Annotated in this window: 15 protein-coding genes; 6 read left to right on the top strand and 9 right to left on the bottom strand. The window is 69.6% G+C overall.

The window, feature by feature from the left end; all coding sequences use genetic code 11:
- Positions 1 to 28: 28 nt before the first annotated feature.
- From IG04_RS0136310 to IG04_RS0136295, 4 genes are all read left to right on the top strand, one after another.
- The gene (locus tag IG04_RS0136310; protein WP_051771403.1) at positions 29 to 871 is read left to right on the top strand and encodes an ABC transporter ATP-binding protein; all 843 of its coding nucleotides are present in this window, start codon (positions 29 to 31) and stop codon (positions 869 to 871) included.
- 184 nt (positions 872 to 1,055) lie between these two features.
- Entirely contained in the window at positions 1,056 to 1,835 is a 780-nt protein-coding gene (locus IG04_RS0136305) for an enoyl-CoA hydratase/isomerase family protein (RefSeq protein ID WP_030481270.1), read from the top strand.
- Positions 1,825 to 2,781, top strand: a complete 957-nt coding sequence (locus tag IG04_RS0136300) for a class I SAM-dependent methyltransferase (protein WP_030481269.1) — start codon at positions 1,825 to 1,827, stop codon at positions 2,779 to 2,781. The genes IG04_RS0136305 and IG04_RS0136300 overlap by 11 nt, the downstream gene beginning before the upstream one ends.
- 1 nt (position 2,782) lies before the next feature.
- Positions 2,783 to 3,943 (top strand): THUMP-like domain-containing protein, encoded by a 1,161-nt coding sequence (locus IG04_RS0136295; RefSeq protein ID WP_030481268.1) that lies wholly within the window; start codon positions 2,783 to 2,785, stop codon positions 3,941 to 3,943.
- Here the strand turns inward: IG04_RS0136295 and IG04_RS0136290 are convergent.
- Complete coding sequence (locus tag IG04_RS0136290) at positions 3,902 to 4,489, bottom strand: TetR/AcrR family transcriptional regulator (RefSeq protein ID WP_030481267.1); 588 nt, start codon at positions 4,487 to 4,489, stop codon at positions 3,902 to 3,904. The two genes, IG04_RS0136295 and IG04_RS0136290, sit on opposite strands and share 42 nt — an antisense overlap.
- Positions 4,490 to 4,581: 92 nt before the next feature.
- Here IG04_RS0136290 and IG04_RS0136285 point away from each other — a divergent pair, with 92 nt between their 5' ends.
- Complete coding sequence (locus tag IG04_RS0136285; RefSeq protein ID WP_030481266.1) at positions 4,582 to 4,977, top strand: DUF4267 domain-containing protein; 396 nt, start codon at positions 4,582 to 4,584, stop codon at positions 4,975 to 4,977.
- 171 nt (positions 4,978 to 5,148) lie between these two features.
- Here the strand turns inward: IG04_RS0136285 and IG04_RS0136280 are convergent, their stop codons facing one another.
- The 7 genes from IG04_RS0136280 to IG04_RS0136245 form a co-directional block, all read right to left on the bottom strand.
- Entirely contained in the window at positions 5,149 to 5,874 is a 726-nt protein-coding gene (locus tag IG04_RS0136280; protein ID WP_030481265.1) for a hypothetical protein, read from the bottom strand.
- A 9-nt stretch (positions 5,875 to 5,883) separates the two neighbouring features.
- Complete coding sequence (locus tag IG04_RS0136275) at positions 5,884 to 7,398, bottom strand: peroxidase family protein (RefSeq protein ID WP_084401333.1); 1,515 nt, start codon at positions 7,396 to 7,398, stop codon at positions 5,884 to 5,886.
- 69 nt (positions 7,399 to 7,467) lie between these two features.
- Positions 7,468 to 8,178, bottom strand: coding sequence for a response regulator transcription factor (locus IG04_RS44555; protein WP_159460470.1), 711 nt, complete (start codon positions 8,176 to 8,178; stop codon positions 7,468 to 7,470).
- A 189-nt stretch (positions 8,179 to 8,367) separates the two neighbouring features.
- The gene (locus IG04_RS0136265; protein ID WP_030481262.1) at positions 8,368 to 11,625 is read right to left on the bottom strand and encodes a GH92 family glycosyl hydrolase; all 3,258 of its coding nucleotides are present in this window, start codon (positions 11,623 to 11,625) and stop codon (positions 8,368 to 8,370) included.
- Between the two features lie 58 nt (positions 11,626 to 11,683).
- Positions 11,684 to 12,520 carry a nucleoside hydrolase gene (locus IG04_RS0136260; RefSeq protein ID WP_030481261.1) on the bottom strand — a complete coding sequence of 279 codons (837 nt, stop codon included), beginning with the start codon at positions 12,518 to 12,520 and terminating at the stop codon, positions 11,684 to 11,686.
- 89 nt (positions 12,521 to 12,609) lie between these two features.
- On the bottom strand, positions 12,610 to 14,385 hold the full coding sequence (locus IG04_RS43300) for a S8 family serine peptidase (RefSeq protein WP_211257878.1): 1,776 nt from the start codon (positions 14,383 to 14,385) through the stop codon (positions 12,610 to 12,612).
- Between the two features lie 118 nt (positions 14,386 to 14,503).
- The gene (locus IG04_RS0136245) at positions 14,504 to 17,233 is read right to left on the bottom strand and encodes a helix-turn-helix transcriptional regulator (protein WP_084401337.1); all 2,730 of its coding nucleotides are present in this window, start codon (positions 17,231 to 17,233) and stop codon (positions 14,504 to 14,506) included.
- Here IG04_RS0136245 and IG04_RS0136240 point away from each other — a divergent pair.
- Positions 17,232 to 17,984, top strand: a complete 753-nt coding sequence (locus IG04_RS0136240; RefSeq protein WP_030481259.1) for an acyltransferase — start codon at positions 17,232 to 17,234, stop codon at positions 17,982 to 17,984. The genes IG04_RS0136245 and IG04_RS0136240 overlap by 2 nt on opposite strands.
- Before the next feature lie 3 nt (positions 17,985 to 17,987).
- On the opposite strand, the gene IG04_RS0136235 is transcribed toward IG04_RS0136240, so the two are convergent.
- Positions 17,988 to 18,764 carry an SGNH/GDSL hydrolase family protein gene (locus tag IG04_RS0136235; RefSeq protein WP_030481258.1) on the bottom strand — a complete coding sequence of 259 codons (777 nt, stop codon included), beginning with the start codon at positions 18,762 to 18,764 and terminating at the stop codon, positions 17,988 to 17,990.
- Positions 18,765 to 18,778: the final 14 nt, after the last annotated feature.

Genomic DNA, 18,778 nt, shown 5'->3' with positions numbered 1-18,778 from the left:
GGGGTCACCACTCGCGAGGGACACCCCGATGAGTGGTCGGTGCGAGGCCGTTCGGAAGAATGGGGGCGTGGCGGACGTCGACGTGACAGATCTGGTCGTGCACATGGCGGGCGTGTCGGTCCGCCGAGGCAAGAACACGCTGGTCGGAAACATCGACTGGAGCGTGGAACTGGACGAGCGCTGGGTGGTGCTGGGCCCGAACGGCGCCGGCAAGACCACCCTGCTGAGGCTCTCCAGTGCCGACCTGCACCCGACCAAGGGCAAGGTCCACCTCCTGGGTGAACGTCTCGGCAAAACGGACGTCCAGGAGCTCAAGCCCCGGATCGGCCTGTGCTCCGCGGCGCTGGGCGGCCGCATCCCGCCCGACGAGACGGTCGTCGACCTGGTCGTCTCCGCCGGTTACGCGGTGCTCGGCCGCTGGCGCGAGGAGTACGGCAAGCAGGACACCGACCGCGCCCGCGAGCTGCTCGGCACCCTCGGCATGGCACACCTCGCCGACCGCCTCTACGGCACGCTGAGCGAGGGCGAGCGCAAGCGCACGCTGATCGCCCGCGCGTTGATGACCGACCCCGAGATGCTGCTGCTCGACGAGCCCGCCGCGGGCCTCGACCTGGGCGGCCGCGAGGACCTGGTCGCGAAGCTCTCGGAGCTGGCGATGGACCCGGACGCGCCCGCGATGGTGCTGGTCACGCACCACGTCGAGGAGATCCCGCCGGGCTTCACGCACGCGTTGCTGCTGCGCGAGGGGTCGATCGTGGCGCAGGGGCTCTTGGACGACGTGCTGACCGAGGAGAACCTCTCGAAGACGTTCGCCCAGGACCTGGAGCTGCAGAAAGCGGGAGACCGCTTCTTCGCCCGCAGGAAAGTCTGATTTTTTGGCCGCTGCTCCGCAGACGGCGGCGAGTTCGCCGGGAAGCTGGTCATCCGCCCGCCGCTTCGCCCCGATTGGGCTTCGCCGAATCGAGACGAAGAGGCGAACGGACGACCAGCGCGAACTCGCGACTACTGGGCGGTAACGTACGGGCAGCTGTCGCGACAACTAGGAGGGCTCCGTAGTGGCTGAGTTCGTGAGGCTTGAGGTTCAAGACGGGATCGGCACTATCCGCCTGGAGCGGCCGCCGATGAATGCCCTGAACCGGCAGGTGCAGACCGAGCTCCAGGCCGCCGCGAAGGAGGCCTCGGAGCGTTCGGACGTCTACGCGGTCATCGTCTACGGCGGCGAGAAGGTCTTCGCGGCCGGCGCGGACGTCAAGGAGTTCGCGCAGATCTCCCACGCCGAGATGACGCTGCGGGCCAAGAGCCTGTCCGACGCTCTCGGCGCGCTGGCCTCGGTGCCGAAGCCGACGGTCGCCGCGATCACCGGATACGCGCTGGGCGGCGGCTTCGAGGTCGCTCTCGGCTGCGACCGCCGCATCGCCGGTGACAACGCGAAGGTCGGCCAGCCCGAGATCCTGCTCGGCCTGATCCCCGGCGGTGGCGGCACGCAGCGCCTCGCCCGCCTGATCGGTCCGTCGAAGACCAAGGACCTGCTCTACACCGGCCGGTTCGTCGGCGCCCAGGAGGCGCTCGAGATCGGCATGGTCGACGAGGTCGTGGCGCCCGACGACGTGTACGCCGCGGCCGTGCGCTGGGCCAAGCAGTTCGTCAACGGGCCCGTGCTCGCGCTGGCCGCGACGAAGGCCGCCGTCGACGGTGGCCTCGACACCGACCTGGAGTCGGGCCTGAAGCTCGAAAGCCACCTCTTCGCGGCGTTGTTCGCGACCGAGGACAAGAAGAACGGCGTGGAGTCGTTCATCGCGAACGGTCCCGGAAAGGCGAACTTCAGTGGCAACTGATCCGGCACCGAACCCGCACGCGACCGCGGAAGAGGTCGAGGCGGCCTACAAGGACACCAAGCTCGCGCAGGTGCTCTACCACGACTGGGAAGCGGGCACGTACGACGAGAAGTGGTCGATCTCGTACGACGACCGCTGCATCACCTACGCGACGGACAGGTTCCGCGCCGCCGCGGGTGACGTCGGCCCGTACGAGCACGCGCTGGAACTGGGCTGCGGCACGGGTTTCTTCCTGCTGAACCTGATGCAGGGCGAAGTGATCAAGAAGGGCTCGGTCACCGACCTGTCGCCCGGCATGGTCGAGGTCGCGCTGCGCAACGCCGAGCACCTCGGGCTGGACGTCGACGGCCGTGTGGCCGACGCCGAGCGCATCCCGTACGAGGACAACACGTTCGACCTCGTCGTCGGTCACGCGGTGCTGCACCACATCCCGGATGTGGAGGCGGCGATGCGCGAGGTGCTGCGCGTGCTGAAGCCCGGCGGCAAGTTCGTGTTCGCGGGTGACCCGACGAACATCGGCAACTTCTACGCCCGCAAGCTCGGCCAGGCGACGTGGTGGCTGACCACCAACATCACCAAGGCCGTGCCGGTGCTGGGCGACTGGCGCCGTCCGCAGGAGGAGCTCGACGAGTCCTCCCGCGCGGCCGCGCTGGAGGCCGTGGTCGACCTGCACACGTTCGACCCGGACCAGCTGGAGGCCACGGCTCGTCGCGCCGGTGCCGTCGGCGTCCGCGCGGTGACCGACGAGCTGTCCGCGGCTCTGTTCGGCTGGCCGGTGCGCACGTTCGAGGCCGCCGTGCCGCGCGAGAAGCTGGGCTTCGGGTGGGCGATGTTCGCCTACCGCACCTGGCAGAACCTCACGTGGGTCGACCAGAACGTCTTCGCGAAGGTGCTGCCGCGCGAGGTGTTCTACAACGTGTCGATCACCGGTAAGAAGACTTCCTGAGTTGGGCTACGCGTTCACCACCGCCGACGTGGCGTTCCTGCGCTCCGCCGCCGGAACCGCCGCGCTGGCCGAGGTGGACGCGTTGCCGTTCTCCGACGCTTCCCGGTTGCGCGACGTCGAGACGGCCCGCAGGCGCCTGGGTCCCGGTTTCGCCCCGGTCGTGGAAACCGTGCTGCTGAGGCGTCGCGCGGTGTCCAAACTGGACTCCGCTGCGTCGTGGCTCTTCACCGACGACGCTCTGCAACAGGCCACGGCTTCCACTGTCGCCCGGCATCGCGCGCTTCGGTTCGCCGGTCGCTCGGTGCACGACGTCACCTGTTCGGTCGGCGCGGACCTCTTCGCGCTGAGCGAGGTGGCCTCCGCCTGCGTCGGCTCGGATCTCGACCCCGTGCGGCTTGCCATGGCGCGCAACAACGTTCCGGGTCAGCTCGTCGTCGTCGCCGATGCACTGCGTCCGGTGTCGCGTGCTTCGGCCGTCACCGCGGACCCCGCTCGCCGTGACTCGTCCGGGCGCCGCAAGTGGAACCCCTCGGACTTCGTGCCGCCGCTGGACGAGCTGTCCGAGGTCTATTCGGGTGTGGATCTCGCCGTGAAGTGCGCCCCCGGCATCGACTTCGCCGTCGCGCCGTGGGCTGCCGAGGTCGAGGTCGTGTCCCTCGACGGCGCGGTCCGCGAAGCCTGCCTGTGGACGCGAGGCCTTGCCACGCCTGGGGTTACGCGCCGCGCCTCCGTTCTGCACGGCTCTGACTCGTGGACCCTGACGGACGCCGAACCGGACGACTGCCAGGTCGCTCCGCCCGGCGAGTGGCTCATCGATCCGGACGGCGCGGTCGTGCGTGCCGGTCTGGTGCGTCATTACGCGGCCCGGCACGGGTTGTGGCAGCTCGACGAACGCATCGCGTACCTGAGCGGGTCCAGGCCTCCTGCGGGCATCCGGGCGTTCCGCGTGCTCGAACACGGGCACTACACGGAGAAGTCGCTCAAGTCGTTGCTGAAGACGCGGTCGGTCGGCCGGCTGGAGATCCTGGTGCGCGGTCTGGACGTCGACCCGAACACGATGCGCAAACGCCTGAAGCTCTCCGGTTCCGCGTCGGCCACGGTCGTGCTGACCCGGATCGGCTCAAAGCCCGTCTTCGTGCTTTGTGAGGCTGAGCGCACCTAGCAGCAGGTCGAGGCGGGTCTCGTCGTGCACCGGTCGCAGTCTCCCGCCCTGCATGAGCGTCGCGATGCCGTGCAGCGAGCTCCAGAAGACCTCCGTCAACGCCCCCAGGTCTCGTTCGCCTCGAACGGGTTCGACCGCGGCGACCAGTTCTCCGAACGCGTCGAGCAGCTCCTGCGGCACCTCGTCCGTGCCCCACGGGATGTCGGACTGCTGCACGAACATCGCGTCGTAGAGCGCGGGCCTTCGTTGCGCGAACTCCAGGTACGCCTCCGCCGCGGCCCGCAGCCGTGACTCCCCTCGTGACGGACGGGCTTTCCGCAACAGCCGGGCCAGCTCACCGCACCCCTGGATCGCGACCGCGCGCACGATCGCGTCCTTGCCCTTGAAGTGGCTGTAGAGCACCGGCTGGCTGTACTCGACCTTCTCGGCGAGCCTGCGCGTGGTGACCGCGTCCCAGCCCTCCGCCTCGGCCAGGTCCCGGGCGGCGTCGATGATCAGCTGATGGCGTTCGGCGCGCTCGCGCTCACGCCGGTTCTGGATGGTCACGCCGCTGAATCTAGCACTGCTAGACATCCGAGCGCCTCTAGTGTTAGCGTCGCTCCTGTCGCTAGCACTGCTAGATTTACTCGGAGGATGCAATGAAGCTGACCCTGACCACCGTCATGTCCTGGCTCGTCGTCGCGGCAGGGCTGTACTTCGGCCTGGGCTACCTGCTCAACGGCGACGGAGCGGCGGCGGGATTCGGCATCGTGGACCCGACCGGCTACTACGTCGTGAAGGGGGTGCGCGACATCGCGTACGCGCTGACAGCCCTGATCCTGCTGCTGATGAAGCAGCGGCGAGCGCTGGGCTGGGTGGTCCTCGCGGACTCGATCATCCCGATCGGCGACTGCCTCGCCGTGATCACACACGGCGGAACCGTGGGCTACGCGCTGGCGGTGCACGGCTCGGCGGCCGTGCTGGTGCTGCTCACCGCCGGCCTGCTGCTGCGGGAGACGATGCCCGCACGGCCTCAGCCGGTGCCGGCCCCGTGATCGCGGCCGACAGCACGGCCTCTGACCACGTTGCTACGTGATCGTGCGAACAGCCGCCCGGTGAGTGCGTGAGCCACCACCTCCCCGGTGGCCTGTGCTTCGCGCCGTCGCAGCGGAGGACGGGTTGCCGCCCACCGCCGATCCCATCCCCCTGCAGCGTCCCCAGGTTGCTCAGCGCTGCGCCCCTGCCGCAGGTGACAACGCCCGGACAGCCTCCCGCAGCTCCGGCTCGTCGATCTCCCCGAGCAACAGCCCTGTCAACACATGAAACGCACGAGCCAGCTCGTCAGGATGCGTGGACAGCACCAAGGTCCCCGCGAACGCGTCGGCATCCCGCAGGTCGTCCAGCCCGCGCCCCTGCACCGCGTTCACGCCCTCGCGAAGGCACCACAGCGACATCACCTGGTCGCGCATCCCGTTGATCATGTAGACCGCCTGCCACCCGCGGCCACGCGCGATGGACGACCGCGCGTGCAACCCGTGCAGCCAGGCCAACCCGATGAGCTCGGCGCGGTCGGGCTGACCGGACGGCGGCAGGTGGTTGGTTTCGCCGAACAGCAGCCGGAACGTCGGCCCGGTCGCGCCGAACTCGGAGGAGGGCCAGAACGCGATGTCCACCTGCAGCGTCGAACGCATCAGGAAAACCCGGAAGAGGACAGTGCCGCGCCGCACGTCGAGGTGGCTGACCGCGCCGCACGCGTAAATCAGCGCGGTCCAGTCGGCCACCACCGCGTTCAGCTCGCGGTCGATCGACAGCGCGAAGTCGATATCCGACCAGCGGTCTTCCCGGCCCACGGCCGCCGAACCGGTCAACGCCGCCCCGACCACGCGCGGGTCGGTGTCGGCGGCGTTGACGAGGTCGCGGCGCAGCTGGTCGCGTTCGGAAACTGTGAACACCACCCAACCCTATTGGCCCCGGCTCGCGGGATCGACGCGGGCGAACGTGAGCAGGTCGACAGTTCCGAACTGGCCCGCGGTCCGCGACGGCAGCGTCGGCTTCCAGTTCGGCTGCTGCCTCAGGTACGACTCGGGATCCAGCTGCAGCAGGCCGATGAACACCTCACCGACCAGCCGGGCCGAGGCGCCCGCGAGCGAGATGCCGTCACCGAGCGTCTCGGCCTCACGCAACGTGTAGTACCAGAGCGGTGTCGAGCGGTCGAAGCCGAACTCCCGTAGCTCCGGCACCGAGTCCAGCACCGGGATGCCCATCGCCCGGGCGATCTCCTGCCCGGACGGCAGGGACCACGTGAGGTGCCTGAGCAGGTTGCGCTGCGGTAGCGCAACGGGCGGCGAACCGTCCGGGATCGCCCCGAGCGGCAGCCGGAACAGCGGCGTCGAGATGTGCGTGTCGACTCGCTTGTTCGGCCGCACCTGGCCGTCCCCGAAGTCGAAGAACGTCTGCCACCCGATGAACCTCCGGCGCGCCCGCCGCCCGCCGCGCAGGTCCACCGGATCGCTCTGTCCCTCGGCCGCGGGATCAAAGATGAAGCCGAAGAACGGCTGACCGTTGTCTCCCTTCAGGTTCGCGCGGTACGACGGCCGCACCTGGCTGTGCCCGAACCGGTAGCACGCGCCCTGGAACTCCACCGGCATGAAGTGCTCGCCCTGCGCCGGCCGGTAGAAGCGCCGCCCGTGCGTGAGGACGTCCTGCGTGATCCCGAACCCGATGATCTGCGGCAGCAACTCGTGCAACACGATCCACTGGTAGTGCCACACAACGGTTCTCTGCGCGTCAGCGAAGACCCGATCGCCGGGGACACCCTCGGCGCGCAGCCGGTCCACGACCCGGTTGTGGAACAACAGGAACGCCGCGTGCAGCCCGGCGATCATCAGGTTCTCGTCGTTGCGCGGGTCCCCGATGATCGCCACACCGTCAGAGCGCCGGGGCAGGTCCTCGAACAGCCCGCCGTTCTCCACCCGGAACTTGGCCCGGTCGCCGGAGTCGTACAGCTGGGGCGACAGGACAGGACCGCCGCCATACACGGAATCCAGTGACAGGGTGGGATTCCGCGTGTTCGGACTCTGCTCGGGCACGGCCGGCACCGCGAGCCGCGAGTTGAGGTCGAACGTGAAGTCGTGATCGACGAACTGCCCGAGGAACGTCGTTCCCGCGGTGTTGAAGGGGTTGTCGAGGTTGCCAGGGCTCAACTCCGGATTGGTGATGAGCCGGACAGGTCCTTCGTGCAACGGATCCTTGGCGTCCAACGGCCCGCCCGGTGCGCCCATCGCACGCAACGCGTCCTGAACGCGCGGCGTGTTCTCGGCGAACGGTGGCAGCCCGGGGAACATCCGTCCGAAGAACCGGGGCGAGGTGGCCGCCTCAGCGGCGACCACCCGCGCGGCGGCAGGGGAGGGCGCCAATGTCACTGCACCGGCGCCCGCGACGCCTCCCAGGAATCCACGTCTGGTGAGATTGCCCATGTCAGCGCAGTGTTCTGCAAGATCACTCATCTCCGCACGGACGAAAAACCATGCAGGGACGCGAAACAACTACGTGAGCAGCCCGAGTCGCTGCGCCTCCGAGAACGCCTGCGACCGATTGTGCACTCGCAGCTTGAAGAACAGCTGCCGTTGCTCCGACTCCACGGTCTTCACCGCGATCCCCAGCGCGCGGGCGGTCTGTCGCACCGACTCACCCCGCGCGATCGAGTCGAGGATGTCGTGCTCCCGATGAGTGAGCGTGGGAACGTTCTCATGAGCGGCCGGCACCGAGCAGGACGAGCGCACCAGGCCGAGCCGTGAGACGACCGCGGCCGCCTGCACCCGGCTCTGCACGCCGAGTTTGGTGAAGATGCGGCGCTTGTAGTTGACCACCGTGTGCGGGGAGAGCCGCAGGACGGCCGCGAGTTGCGCGGCGGACAGTCCGGAGCAGACGTGGGCGAGCACCTCCATCTCGCGGTCGGTCAGCGCACCCGGCGCGCTTCGGCGCTGAGGCGGGAGCGAGATGCGTTCGAGTTGGGTGCGCAGAGACGCGAGCCCGGAGGCCGGGCACAACCGGACAAGTGGAATTTCCGGTAGGGATTCCGGTTCGAGCTGGCCGACGACGACGTCAGGAGGCCGAAGCCGGCAGAGCAGCAGGAGATCGTCCTGTGAGTAGGCGGTGCCGACGACGAGCCAGCCAGGTAGCGCGTCGAGCCAGCTCGCGACGGCATCGGTGGTCAGCCGTTCCCGCGAGTGCACTGCGATCCTCGTCGATCGCACGCAGTTGGGCATGGCGCCTCACGCTCAGAGCGAGTCGGCGGCACTCGGATCGGTCCCACCATACGCCCTGGCGCCAGCCCCCGGCTGGGCGTTGACATCAGCCATGAGAGCGCTCTCACCCGCCCTGAGGGCGTGTCTGCAAGTACTGCCGACCGTCCAGTCGGCAGTACTTGCAGACACCCGAACCCGCTAGGCGGTGGCGATGGCGAAGAGGTGCATGTTTCCATCCTCCGGAAGCGTCACGCTCTGCAGAGTCTTGCCCTCCGGAGCCACGTACGTCTTCGTGGCGAAGATGTGGGTGGCGACCTTCTCGCTGCCGCCACCCGACTGGTTGCGGTACGGCGTGGCCGCGACGATCACGTTGCCGTAGCTGGGGGCTGCCCCACCGCCGCCGAGCGTCCAGTCGCTGAAGCCGATCTCGACGGTGGCGGTGGTGCCGTCCGTGAACGTCACCGTGGCCGGCTTGGTGCGCGCCCCGTTGGCGGCCGAACCCACGAACGCGAGCCGCGTACCCGACAGGGCAAGCGTCTGCTTCGCGGCGGTCGCGTTGTCCGGGCGGCCGGGAGGCGACGACGGCCAGGTGAACGTCAGGCCGTCGACGGTGCCCGTACCGCCCGGCGGGAGGCCGGCCGTGGCCAGCGCTTCCCGCGAGTAGCTGTAGCCGCCGCCGTCGAAGTCGCCCTCGCCGGTGGCGTCGGCGGAGGCGCCCACGTTGTTCACGGCCGCGAGCATGCTGCCCGCCGGTGCCACCTTCACGATCTGGGGCAGCACCACGGGTTTCGCGGCTCCTTCGACGTTCACCGTCACGGTGATGTCGTAGAAGCCCTGCGCCGCATCGGGTTTGGCCGCGACCGTGAAGTCGCCGGGCACGGCGCCGGTCGCCGGCGTGAACGTGAGCGCGTCCGAGCCGGTGATCGTGTAGGTCGCCTTCGGGTCACCGTCGTAGAGCTTGACCGAGTCGACCTTCGCCGTGACGGACTTGCCCGGCTCCACCACGAGCTGCCGCGGCTCGACCGTGAGGAAGTACGGCTGGTCGTGCCTGATCGGCTTCTCGCCCTCGCGGAACGACGGCGGGGCGTCCGAGGCACCCGTGCCCCATGCGGAAGGAGCCTTGCCCAGCACGAAGTCCAGCTTGCCACCGCGTTCCACGAACGACTCGGGCAGCCAGGTCTTCGACGACGCGCGACCGTTGACCTTCAGCGACTGCACGTACTTCGTGGCGGTGTTCGCGGCGGACGCGGTGATCGTGATGTCCTTGCCGCCACCGCGGTTGATCTTCACCGACGTGAACAGCGGGCTGCTCAGCACCAGTTCGGCGCGCGACGGCACCTGCGGGTAGATGCCCATCGAGGTGAACACGAACCACGACGACATGGCGCCGAGGTCGTCGTTGCCGGGAATGCCGCCGGGAGCGTTCTTCCACAGCGTGTTGATGGTCTCGCGCAGCGTCTCCTGCGCCTTGGCGGGCTGGCCGGTGTAGTTGTAGAGCCACGGCACGTTCACCGACGGCTCGTTGTCCAGTTCGGACTTCGCGCCACCGCGGCCCGTCAACGCCCACGTGCCGTCGGCGTTGTGGAAGAAGTCGTCCAGCCGCTTGTTGGCGCGCTCACGGCCGCCCAGCGAGTCGACGAGCCCGGCGACGTTGTGCGTCACCATCCATGTGTACTGGGCGCTGCTGCCCTCGACGAACCCGTTGCCGGTGTCCGGTGTGAAGTCCTTGACCCAGGTGCCGTCGGCGTTGCGGTTGCGGATGTAGCCGCCGGTCCTGTCCGCGACCGGGTCGAAGTTGTTCTGCCACCACTGCGCACGCTCGGCGAACGTCTTCGCGATCTTCTTGTCGCCCGTGCGCTCGGCCAGCTGGCTGATCGCGAAGTCCGCCGCGGAGATCTCCAGGGTCTCCGCCGCGCCACCCCAGGCGTTCGACACGGCCGGCATGTACTTGTTCTGCAGGTACTTGTCGAGCGACGGCCGCTGCCCGACCGACATGACGGCCCAGCCTTCCTTGCTCAGGTCCAGCGCCGTCGGCACGGTCGCGGCCTTGACCAACGACTTCAGAGACGACCTGAGGTCGTACTTGTCGCCGCCGAACGCCGAGATGGCGGCCAGCGCGATCGGCGCCGGGTCACCGTTCATGACGTGGGTGCCGCCGCCGTTGTGCGTCCAGCGGTCCCACACGCCGTTGTTCTGCTCGGCCTGGTTGAGCAGCGACTGCGCGATGTCCGAGCCGATCTGCGGTTCGAGCAGGGTGAGCAGCTGCAGCTGCGAGCGGTAGACGTCCCAGCCGGAGAACGTGCCGTACTGGGCCTTCTGCCGTCTCTTGTCGATCTTGTGGGTCCTGCCGTCGAACCCGGCGTACTCGCCGTTGACGTCGCTGAACAGGTTGGGGTGCAACAGCGAGTGGTACAGCGCGGTGTAGAACTTGGTCCGCTCGTCATCGGAGCCGCCGCCGACCTCGATGCGCCTGAGCTGCTTCTGCCACGCGATGTACGCGTTGTCCCTCATGTCCTCAATGGACTGACCCTTGTTCTCGGCCCTGAGGTTCTCGCGTGCGTTGTCCAGGCTGACGTAGGAGATGCCGACCCTGACGCCCACCTGGCTGCCGGGCGCGAACCCGAGGTACGCCCCGGAACCCTTGCCCAGCACCGGCCAGCCGTTCGTCCCGTACGTCGTGCCGCCCTTGGAGGACGTGCTTCCGGGCGTGACAACGTTGTCCTGGTACGTGCCGACCTCGGTGAACTCCTGGTCGAACTCTGCCACGAAATGCAGCGTGTAGTAGCTGCGGCGGCCGGCCTGGTTGATGTAGCCGCAGAAGTTTCCGCTGGTCACGGACCCGGTGATGGTCCGCTTGTCCTTGTCGACCACGGTCTGCGCGTCACTGCTGCCGACCTGCGACTTGGACGTGTTGATCAGCACCGTCGCCGGCTTGTCCGCGGGGAAGCTGAACCGCGCGGCACCGGTGCGTTCGGTGGCGGACAGCTCGGCCTTGGCGCCGGACTTGAGCGTCACGTCGTAGCGGCCGGGCTTGGCCACCTCGTCCGCGTGCGTGAACTCGCTGGCGTAGACCGCGTCGGTCGCGTCCGTGGTCGGCGAGGTGGTGACGGCGCCGACGTGCGGGAAGATCGGGATGTCGCCGCTGCCGCCCGCACAGCCCGTTCCCGACATGTGGGTGAGGCTGAAGCCGCGGATCTTCGTGGCGTCGTACCGGTATCCGCCGGGAGCTGCGGCGCGCAGGGTGTTGCCGCGACTGGCTTCCGGGCTGAAGGAGAACATGCCGAACGGCACGACCGCGCCGGGAAAGGTGTTCCCGAGGTTGGTCGTGCCGATGAACGGGTTCACGTGTGCCGCCGGATCGGGCACCACCTGGATTTCGGGCTGAGCGGAGGCAGGGACCACTCCGAACGTCATGGCCGCCGCCACCGCAGCTGTCGTGAGGACTCTTCGCTGCATGGTCGCGGACCCTACTTACCGTGCCCGCGCAACCCCAGAGAGCGACACGAAGTTGTCGTCAAACGGACAAGCGCTGCTCCATGAAGGCCCTCAGGGCGGGCCAATCGCAGTCTTCCGCGACCTCTACCTGGTGCTTTCCTTCGACGAGCGCGCCCTCGTCGTCGACATCGAGCAGGTGCGTCGTGGTCTTCAGCGTGCCGGGGATGATCGCCTCGGCCACCGCCACGGCGTCGTGGACGTAGATGCCCTCGTTCTCCGACCGGCCGGCCAGATACGCGCGGTAGGTGCCGGTGAGGTTGCTCAGCGTCTGGTCGACCTTGGCGAGGAACTCGGCGTCGGCGATGCACCGGTGGGTGAGGTTGAGCGGTACGACGATCGGGTTCGCCTTACGGATGACCGTCCTCGCTGCCTGGGGATCGGCCCAGAAGTTGAACTCGGCCCTGGCGGTGGTGTTGCCGACATCCAGCCCGCCACCCATGACGATCAGGCGCGGGAACTCGACACCCGCGTCGAGCGCCCTGGCGATGTTGGTCTGCGGTCCGATGGCGACCACCACCGTCTCCGGCGTCAGCCGCTCGCGGAAGAAGCCGGTGACATCGTCGCCGAAGAGTTCGGTGTCGCTCTCGGGCAACGTGTGCGCCTGCCCGCCGAGTCCGTCCTCGCCGTGCACGTCCGCGGCCCCGCCCGGTCCTTCCGCGCCCCGGACCACCGGCACGTCCGTGCGGCCGAGGTAGGCGAGCAGCCGCTGGGCGTTGCGGGTGGTGAGGTCGAGCCCTACGTTGCCGAACACCGTGGTGAGGCCGACGAGCTCGACCTCTGGGCTGCGGGCGGCGAGCGCGATCGCGAACGCGTCGTCCACGCCGGGGTCGGTGTCGATGATGAGCCTGTGTGCCATGCGTCCAGCCTGCCCGACGACGCGTGCCGTGCAGGCTGGTGCCCCTGCGCACGGTGGCGCTGTGAGGACTCACAGCGCCACTGCGGGCATCAGAAGGTGAAACAGAGCGGGGTGGTGATGTGCTTCGAGCAGCGGACCTCGCGGGTGGTGCTGCCTGTCTGGCCGCGGCTGTCGGTGACGGTCAGCTTCACCTGGTAGACGCGGGAGACGTTGGGGTAGCTGTGCGAGATCGTCCTGCCGGTTCCGGTGGTGCCGTCGTCGAAGGCCCACGCGTGGCCGCCGACGGCGCCTTCCTCGTCCGTCGACGCGCTGCCGTCGAAGGAGCAGGTCCCGCGCTGGCAACGGGCGGTGAACGCGGCCGTGGGAGGCAGGTCGCCCGCCTTGACCATGCGGCGGGTGGTGTTCGTCTTGCCCGCGTTGTCGGTCACGGTCAGCCGGACGCTGTAGTAGGCCGCCTTGCCGTAGGTGTGCCCGGCCGTCTTGCCGGTACCGGTGCTGCCGTCGCCGAAGTCCCAGGCGTAGCCGGTGATGGTGCCGTCGGTGTCGGTCGAACCGGCCGCGTCGAACGAGCAGGTGGTGTTCGACGTGGAGCAGGCACTGGTGAACGCCGCGGTCGGGCGGCCGGGGTCCGCGGCGCCCGCCGGGTAGTCCTGAGTGGACCGCACGTCGAGCAGCGGTTCCTTGACGTTGTCGCCCGAGTCGTCGGTCCAGTCGGTGTTCGCGGTGTCGATCAGCCGCTGCCGCACGGCGAGGACGCCGTCGCGGCCGGTGGCGCGGTTGCCGTTCGCCGTGAGCAGACCGGCGGCACCCGCGACGTGCGGCGCGGCCATGGAGGTGCCGCTCAGCACCTTGTACCCGCCGTCGAGGAACGTCGAGTTGATGCACGTGCCGGGCGCGGTGATCTCCACCGTGGAGCCGAAGTTGCTGAAGTCGGCCAGGGTGTCGTCCTGGTCGGCGCGGCACGTCGATCCGGTCCCGCCGCCTGGCTTGCCATTGAAGTCGGCGAGCGCGGACACCGTGACGACGTCCGGGTGGTTGGCTGGGAAGAACGTCCTGGCGTCCTTGTCGTTGTTGCCCGCGGCCACGACGAACACCACGCCCTTGGCCACCGCGTTGGTGATGGCCTGGCCGAGCGCGGCGTCGGTGCAGTTGTCGCAGCCGAGGCTCATGTTCGCCACCTCGATCTCGGCGGCGTTCGCGGCGACCCAGTCGACGCCGGCGGTGACCCCGGACAGGTTGCCGCTTCCACTGGCGTTCAGGACCTTGGCCGACCAGATGCGGGCGCCGGGGGCGATACCGACAACTCCGTTGCCGTCGTCGCGGGCGCCGATCGTGCCCGCCACGTGGGTGCCGTGGCCGTGGTCGTCAGCGCCGGAGTTGGGGGCGCAGGTGGTGCTGTTGACACAGTTCGCGCGGGCCACGACGGTCAGGTCGGGGTGCTGGGCGACCCCGGTGTCGATCACCGCGACGTCGACGTCGACGCTGTAGTCGTTGCTGCCGTTGATTTTCAGGTTCGGGTTGGCGGTGGCGTACGCGCGGTCGACGCCGGTGGGGACGGTGTCGGTGGTGTGCACGACCCGGTCCGGTTCGACCGAGGCGACCCTCGGGTCGCGGCGCAGCGCGTCGGCGCCACTGGGAGACAGGGTGGCCGAGAATCCACGCAGCGCGTGCCGGTAGACGTGGCTGACCTGGCCGCCGTGCCGGTCGACGTGCCCGGCGGCGAACGAGGCCGCGTCCTGGGTGCCGTGCAGAACGACGACGTACCCGGACTCGGCCGGTGCCGCCGCGGAGACGCCGGTGAGGGCGGTTGATGTCAGCGCCAGCGCTGCGGCTCCGGTGAGCAGCGCAGTGGTGAATGTGCGCACGGTTGGGTCCTCTCGCAGGGTATTCGCAGGGCCGCAAACGAGTTGCGGTGCGGCAACTGTCCGAGGAGAAGACCGCGGGGAACAACGCCGGAAATCGTGCGTAGGGTTACGCGTTCGATCAGCCGTGGTCCTCCGGCCGCAGCTCGTCGCGGCCGGTGGCGCCGAGCTTGCGCAGGACGCTGGCGGCGTGTCGTTCGACCGTGCGTGGCGACAGGAACAGCACCTCGGCGATCTGCCGGTTCGTGCGGCCGAGGGCGAGCAGACGAGCCACCTGGCGTTCCCTCGGCGACAGCTCCGTGCCGTAACCCCGGCGGCCGGGGCGCGCGCCGGTGGTGCCGCCGTGCTCGCGCACGAGGTGGTCGCAGCGGGCAAGGTTCCACGTCGCGCCGAGCGTGGTGAACAGCCTGGTCGCCTCCGCGAGCAGCCCGGACGACGGCGGCAGGCACCGCGCGGCGGCTTCCAGGGCACGAGCCTGCTCGTACGGCCGGGGGAGCGCGGCGAGCAGCGTCGTGGCTTCGTCGTACAGCGTCGCCGCGTCGTCGAACCGTTCCCGCGCCGCGGCGATCGCCGCCCGCCCGAACGGAACCATCGAGTGCGCGAACGGACAGTCACGTTCGGCCACATCCGCGGCGAACTCGTCCAGCAACCGCTCTGCCCGCGCCGCGTCACCGGCGAGAAGCAGGGCCTCCACCCCGGCATCGACGAGCTCGGTCGCCCACGCCCAGATGCCCTTGCTTCGCAGGATCTCAACCGTCTCCGCCAGTTCGTCGACGGCCTCCGCGATCCGCCCGCGGACCAGCGCGAGCCGAACCCGCGTCGCGGCGGCGCAGATCACCACCGGCCCATACCACCCGTTCATCGAACGAAGCCCGTGTGCCCCAAGGTATTCCTCGGCTTCGTCCCACTCGCCTCTGGCCAGCGCGAGCTGCGCCAGCACGAGTGAGGCGTCGACGGCGACGAACGTGGTGTGCGTGGCGATCTCCAGGTAGGCCCTGGCGCGTTCGGCGAGGCCGTCCCACCGGCCGGTGACGTGGTCGAGCCGCAGCTGGTTCGACGTGGCCATCTGCCACGGGTACGACGGCCCGCTGCGGCTCGCGAGGTCCTCCGCCCGCGTGAGGAAGTCCGCTGCCGCCAGGTGATGCCCCAGGGCGATCGCGGTGTCGGAGAAGTTGGCGCAGCCGCGCAGAAGCTCGCGGCGTTCACCGATCGTCGCCCCGTCCGCGGGGAGCTCGGCGATGGCGTCCCAGGCGCGCGGGTCACCGATCTGCGCCAGCGTGCTCGCCCGGTTGACCGCGATCGCGAGAAGCAGCACCGGATCACCGCGGTCGGGCACGGTCCGCTCGACCTCGGTCAGCCACCGCACATGCTCGGCCACATGGCAGTTTCCCCAGTAGGGAATGGCCAGGGCCGACATGGCGCGGGCCGCCAGCGCCGGACGACGGCCCAGTTCGGCGATCGCCACCCGGAGCTGGGCGCGGCCGCTGTCGCCGTCGCCCGCCTGGTTCGCCAGCAGCAGTGCCAGATCGAGCCGCAGCTCGCCGCGCATCCCGGCAGGGAGCCGCCCGTCGGCGAGGATGCCGCGCAGCAGCGCGACCGTGTCGTCGTACGCGAGACTGTTCAGACCCAGGCGCCCCAGCCGGACCGCGAGGGCACCCCGCTGGGCGCGGGGCAGGTCCGGCTCGGCCAGCAGCTCCTGCAACAGCTCGATCGCGTCCGCTGTGGTCATGTGTTGGACCGCGCGTTCGGCGTACCGGGCGGCCGTGACCAGGTCCCCCGCCGACCGGCTGTGGAAGACCAGGTCCGCCAGCGCGTCCTGATCCCGGTGCATCGCCGCGACGTACGCCGCGTGCCCGCGCCGGCGTTCGATCGGGTGCAGCCCTCGCTCCACGACGATCCCGCTCACCGGCGGGTGGAACGTGAATGCGCGGCCGTCCGTGGACGCCATGACACCGGTGTCCACGGCGGCGGCCAATGCCGCCTCCACTTCCGGTGCCCCGAGCCCGCACACCTCGCCGAGCAACGAGATCGACACCGGACCCCGCGACAGCGCGGCGGCGGCGACCACCCGCCGTGCCTGTTCGGGCAACGACGCCAGCCGCTGCTCGACCAGCTCGCTGATCGACCGGGGAACCCCTTTGCGTCTCAACGCTTCGCGTGGCTGATCCTCCTCAGAGGACAGATGGTTCACCAGTGCGTGCACCAGCACCGGCACGCCGCCGGTCAGCTCGTGCAGTTCGTCGGCGCACGATCGTCCGACGAACGCCGCCATCTCGGCCGCGGTCCACGGCCCGACCTCGACGTGGTGCAGGCCGGCCGACGCGGCCGAGCTGAGCCGGGTGCCCAGCGGCGGCTCGGCGCCGGGCGTCCAGGTCAGCAGCAGCGCGGCGTTCTCCGGTGGCCGGGTCACCAGGTACCGCAACACCTGCCGGGACCGGTGGTCAGTGCACTCCAGGTCCTCGACGACCACCAGCCGCGCGCCGAGCAGGCCACGCAACGCCCTGCACACCTGGTGCAGCTCGTCCGCTTCGACGGCGGCCAGGACAGACCTCAGGTCACCACCGGCCAGCCCGCTGACCAGCTCCCGCACGAGCACGTACGGCCCGTCCGGCAAGCCGCGGCACCCGATGACCACCCGTTTCCGGTCGACCGCGGCGAGCACGCGCCCGACCAACCAGGTCTTGCCCGTCCCCGGTTCCCCGGTGACCACCACGACCCCGTGGGGACTCAGCGCCGCGACCACTTCGTCTACCAACGAACCGCTTCCGGCCACCCAGACCTCCCCGTGCAGACGCCGCGCGATGGCCATGATGCCGTTCCGCTCCTCGCCCGGAGTTAAAGTGCCGCGCATGACTTCGATGTGGGGTGCCCCGGTCTGGACTCGCTGGCGCAGGTCGCGCCGTGACCCGATGCAGGCACGGTTCCTCACGCTGGCGTCCCTGCGCTGGGTCCTGCGCCACCGCGCCTACACCCCCTGGTACCTGGTGCGGTACTGGCGCCTGCTGAAGTTCCGCCTGCTCAACCCGCACGTCGTCCTGCGCGGCATGGTGTTCTTCGGCAAGCGCGTCGAGGTCATGGCCCGGCCGGGCTTCGGCCGCCTGGAGATCGGCCGCTGGGTGCACATCGGCGACGGCAACGCCATCCGCTGCCACGAGGGGTCGCTGCGCATCGGGGACAAGGTCGTGTTCGGCAAGGACAACACGGTCAACTGCTACCTCGACATCGAGATCGGCGCGTCGTCACTCGTCGCGGACTGGGTCTACATCTGCGACTTCGACCACAAGGTCGAGGACATCACGCTGCCGATCAAGGACCAGGGCATCGTGAAGTCGCCGGTGCGGATCGGGCCGGACTGCTGGCTCGGCGCCAAGGTGACGGTGCTGCGCGGCACGCGCGTCGGGCGTGGATGCGTGCTGGGCGCGCATGCCGTGGTGCGCGGGGACGTGCCGGACTTCAAGATCGCGGTCGGGATGCCGGCTCGGGTGGTGCGGGATCGGCGGGCCGACTACGAGGCCGATGCGCAGCGGCGGGCGGACATCGCGGACATGGCCCGCAAGGCCAAGGACGCCTTGACCAAACGGGCGGAGGACGCGTCGGCCTGACGGTCAGCGAGCTACGCGCTGCGGCCAGGTCAGCGGCGCGAGCTCCGGGCGCTTGGGCACGAAACCGTCGCCCGGCTGCCGCCCGATCAGCTTGTTGCGCGTCCGCGAGTACGCGACCGGCAGCACCTGGTCGCGCAGCCACCGCCAGTGGTCCAGCACCGACGTGGACGCGGCCTTGCCCTCCAGCGGCGCCAGCCAGGACTCGTCGAACGGGATGCCGAGCGCCGACAGCACGTGGCCGGCCAACCGCCTGTGCCCCAACGACGACAGGTGCAGGCGGTCCGGGCCGAAGTAGCGTGAGTCGTGCACGCACTCGTCGGCCTCCACGTCGACCAGAATCGCGCCGTAGCGGGATGCCGCGGTGCGCATGGCGGAGTTCAAGGTCTCGATGCGTGGGCGCATACGCCGGCCGAACGGCATGCGGTGCGAGATGTCGCTCAACGTGAAGACGGCGACGGTCGGCGCGAACGACGTCACGGCGCGCACCATCGCGTCCGCTCGTTGTGCGATCTGCTCCAAGGTCGCGTTGGACATCACGTCGTTGCCACCGCCGAAGAGCACCACCAGGTCGGGCTCCAACGCCGTGGCGGACGGGACCTGCTCCACCAGCATCTGGTCGAGACGGCGGCCGCGCACGGCGAGGTTGGCGTAGCGGAAGCCCGGCGCGTCCAGTGCGGACGCGACCCGGTCCGCCCAGCCGCGGTACCGGCCGTCGGGGAGCAGGTCGTCCAGGCCCTCGGCGCAGCTGTCCCCGAGCGCCACGAAGCGTTGGTAGTTCATTCAGTCCTCGGTCA

The sequence above is a fragment of the Lentzea albidocapillata genome (assembly GCF_000719115.1).
GTDB lineage: Bacteria > Actinomycetota > Actinomycetes > Mycobacteriales > Pseudonocardiaceae > Lentzea > Lentzea albidocapillata.
Note: the sequence above shows the minus strand (reverse complement) of the source record. Positions and strands in the feature narration are given on the sequence as shown.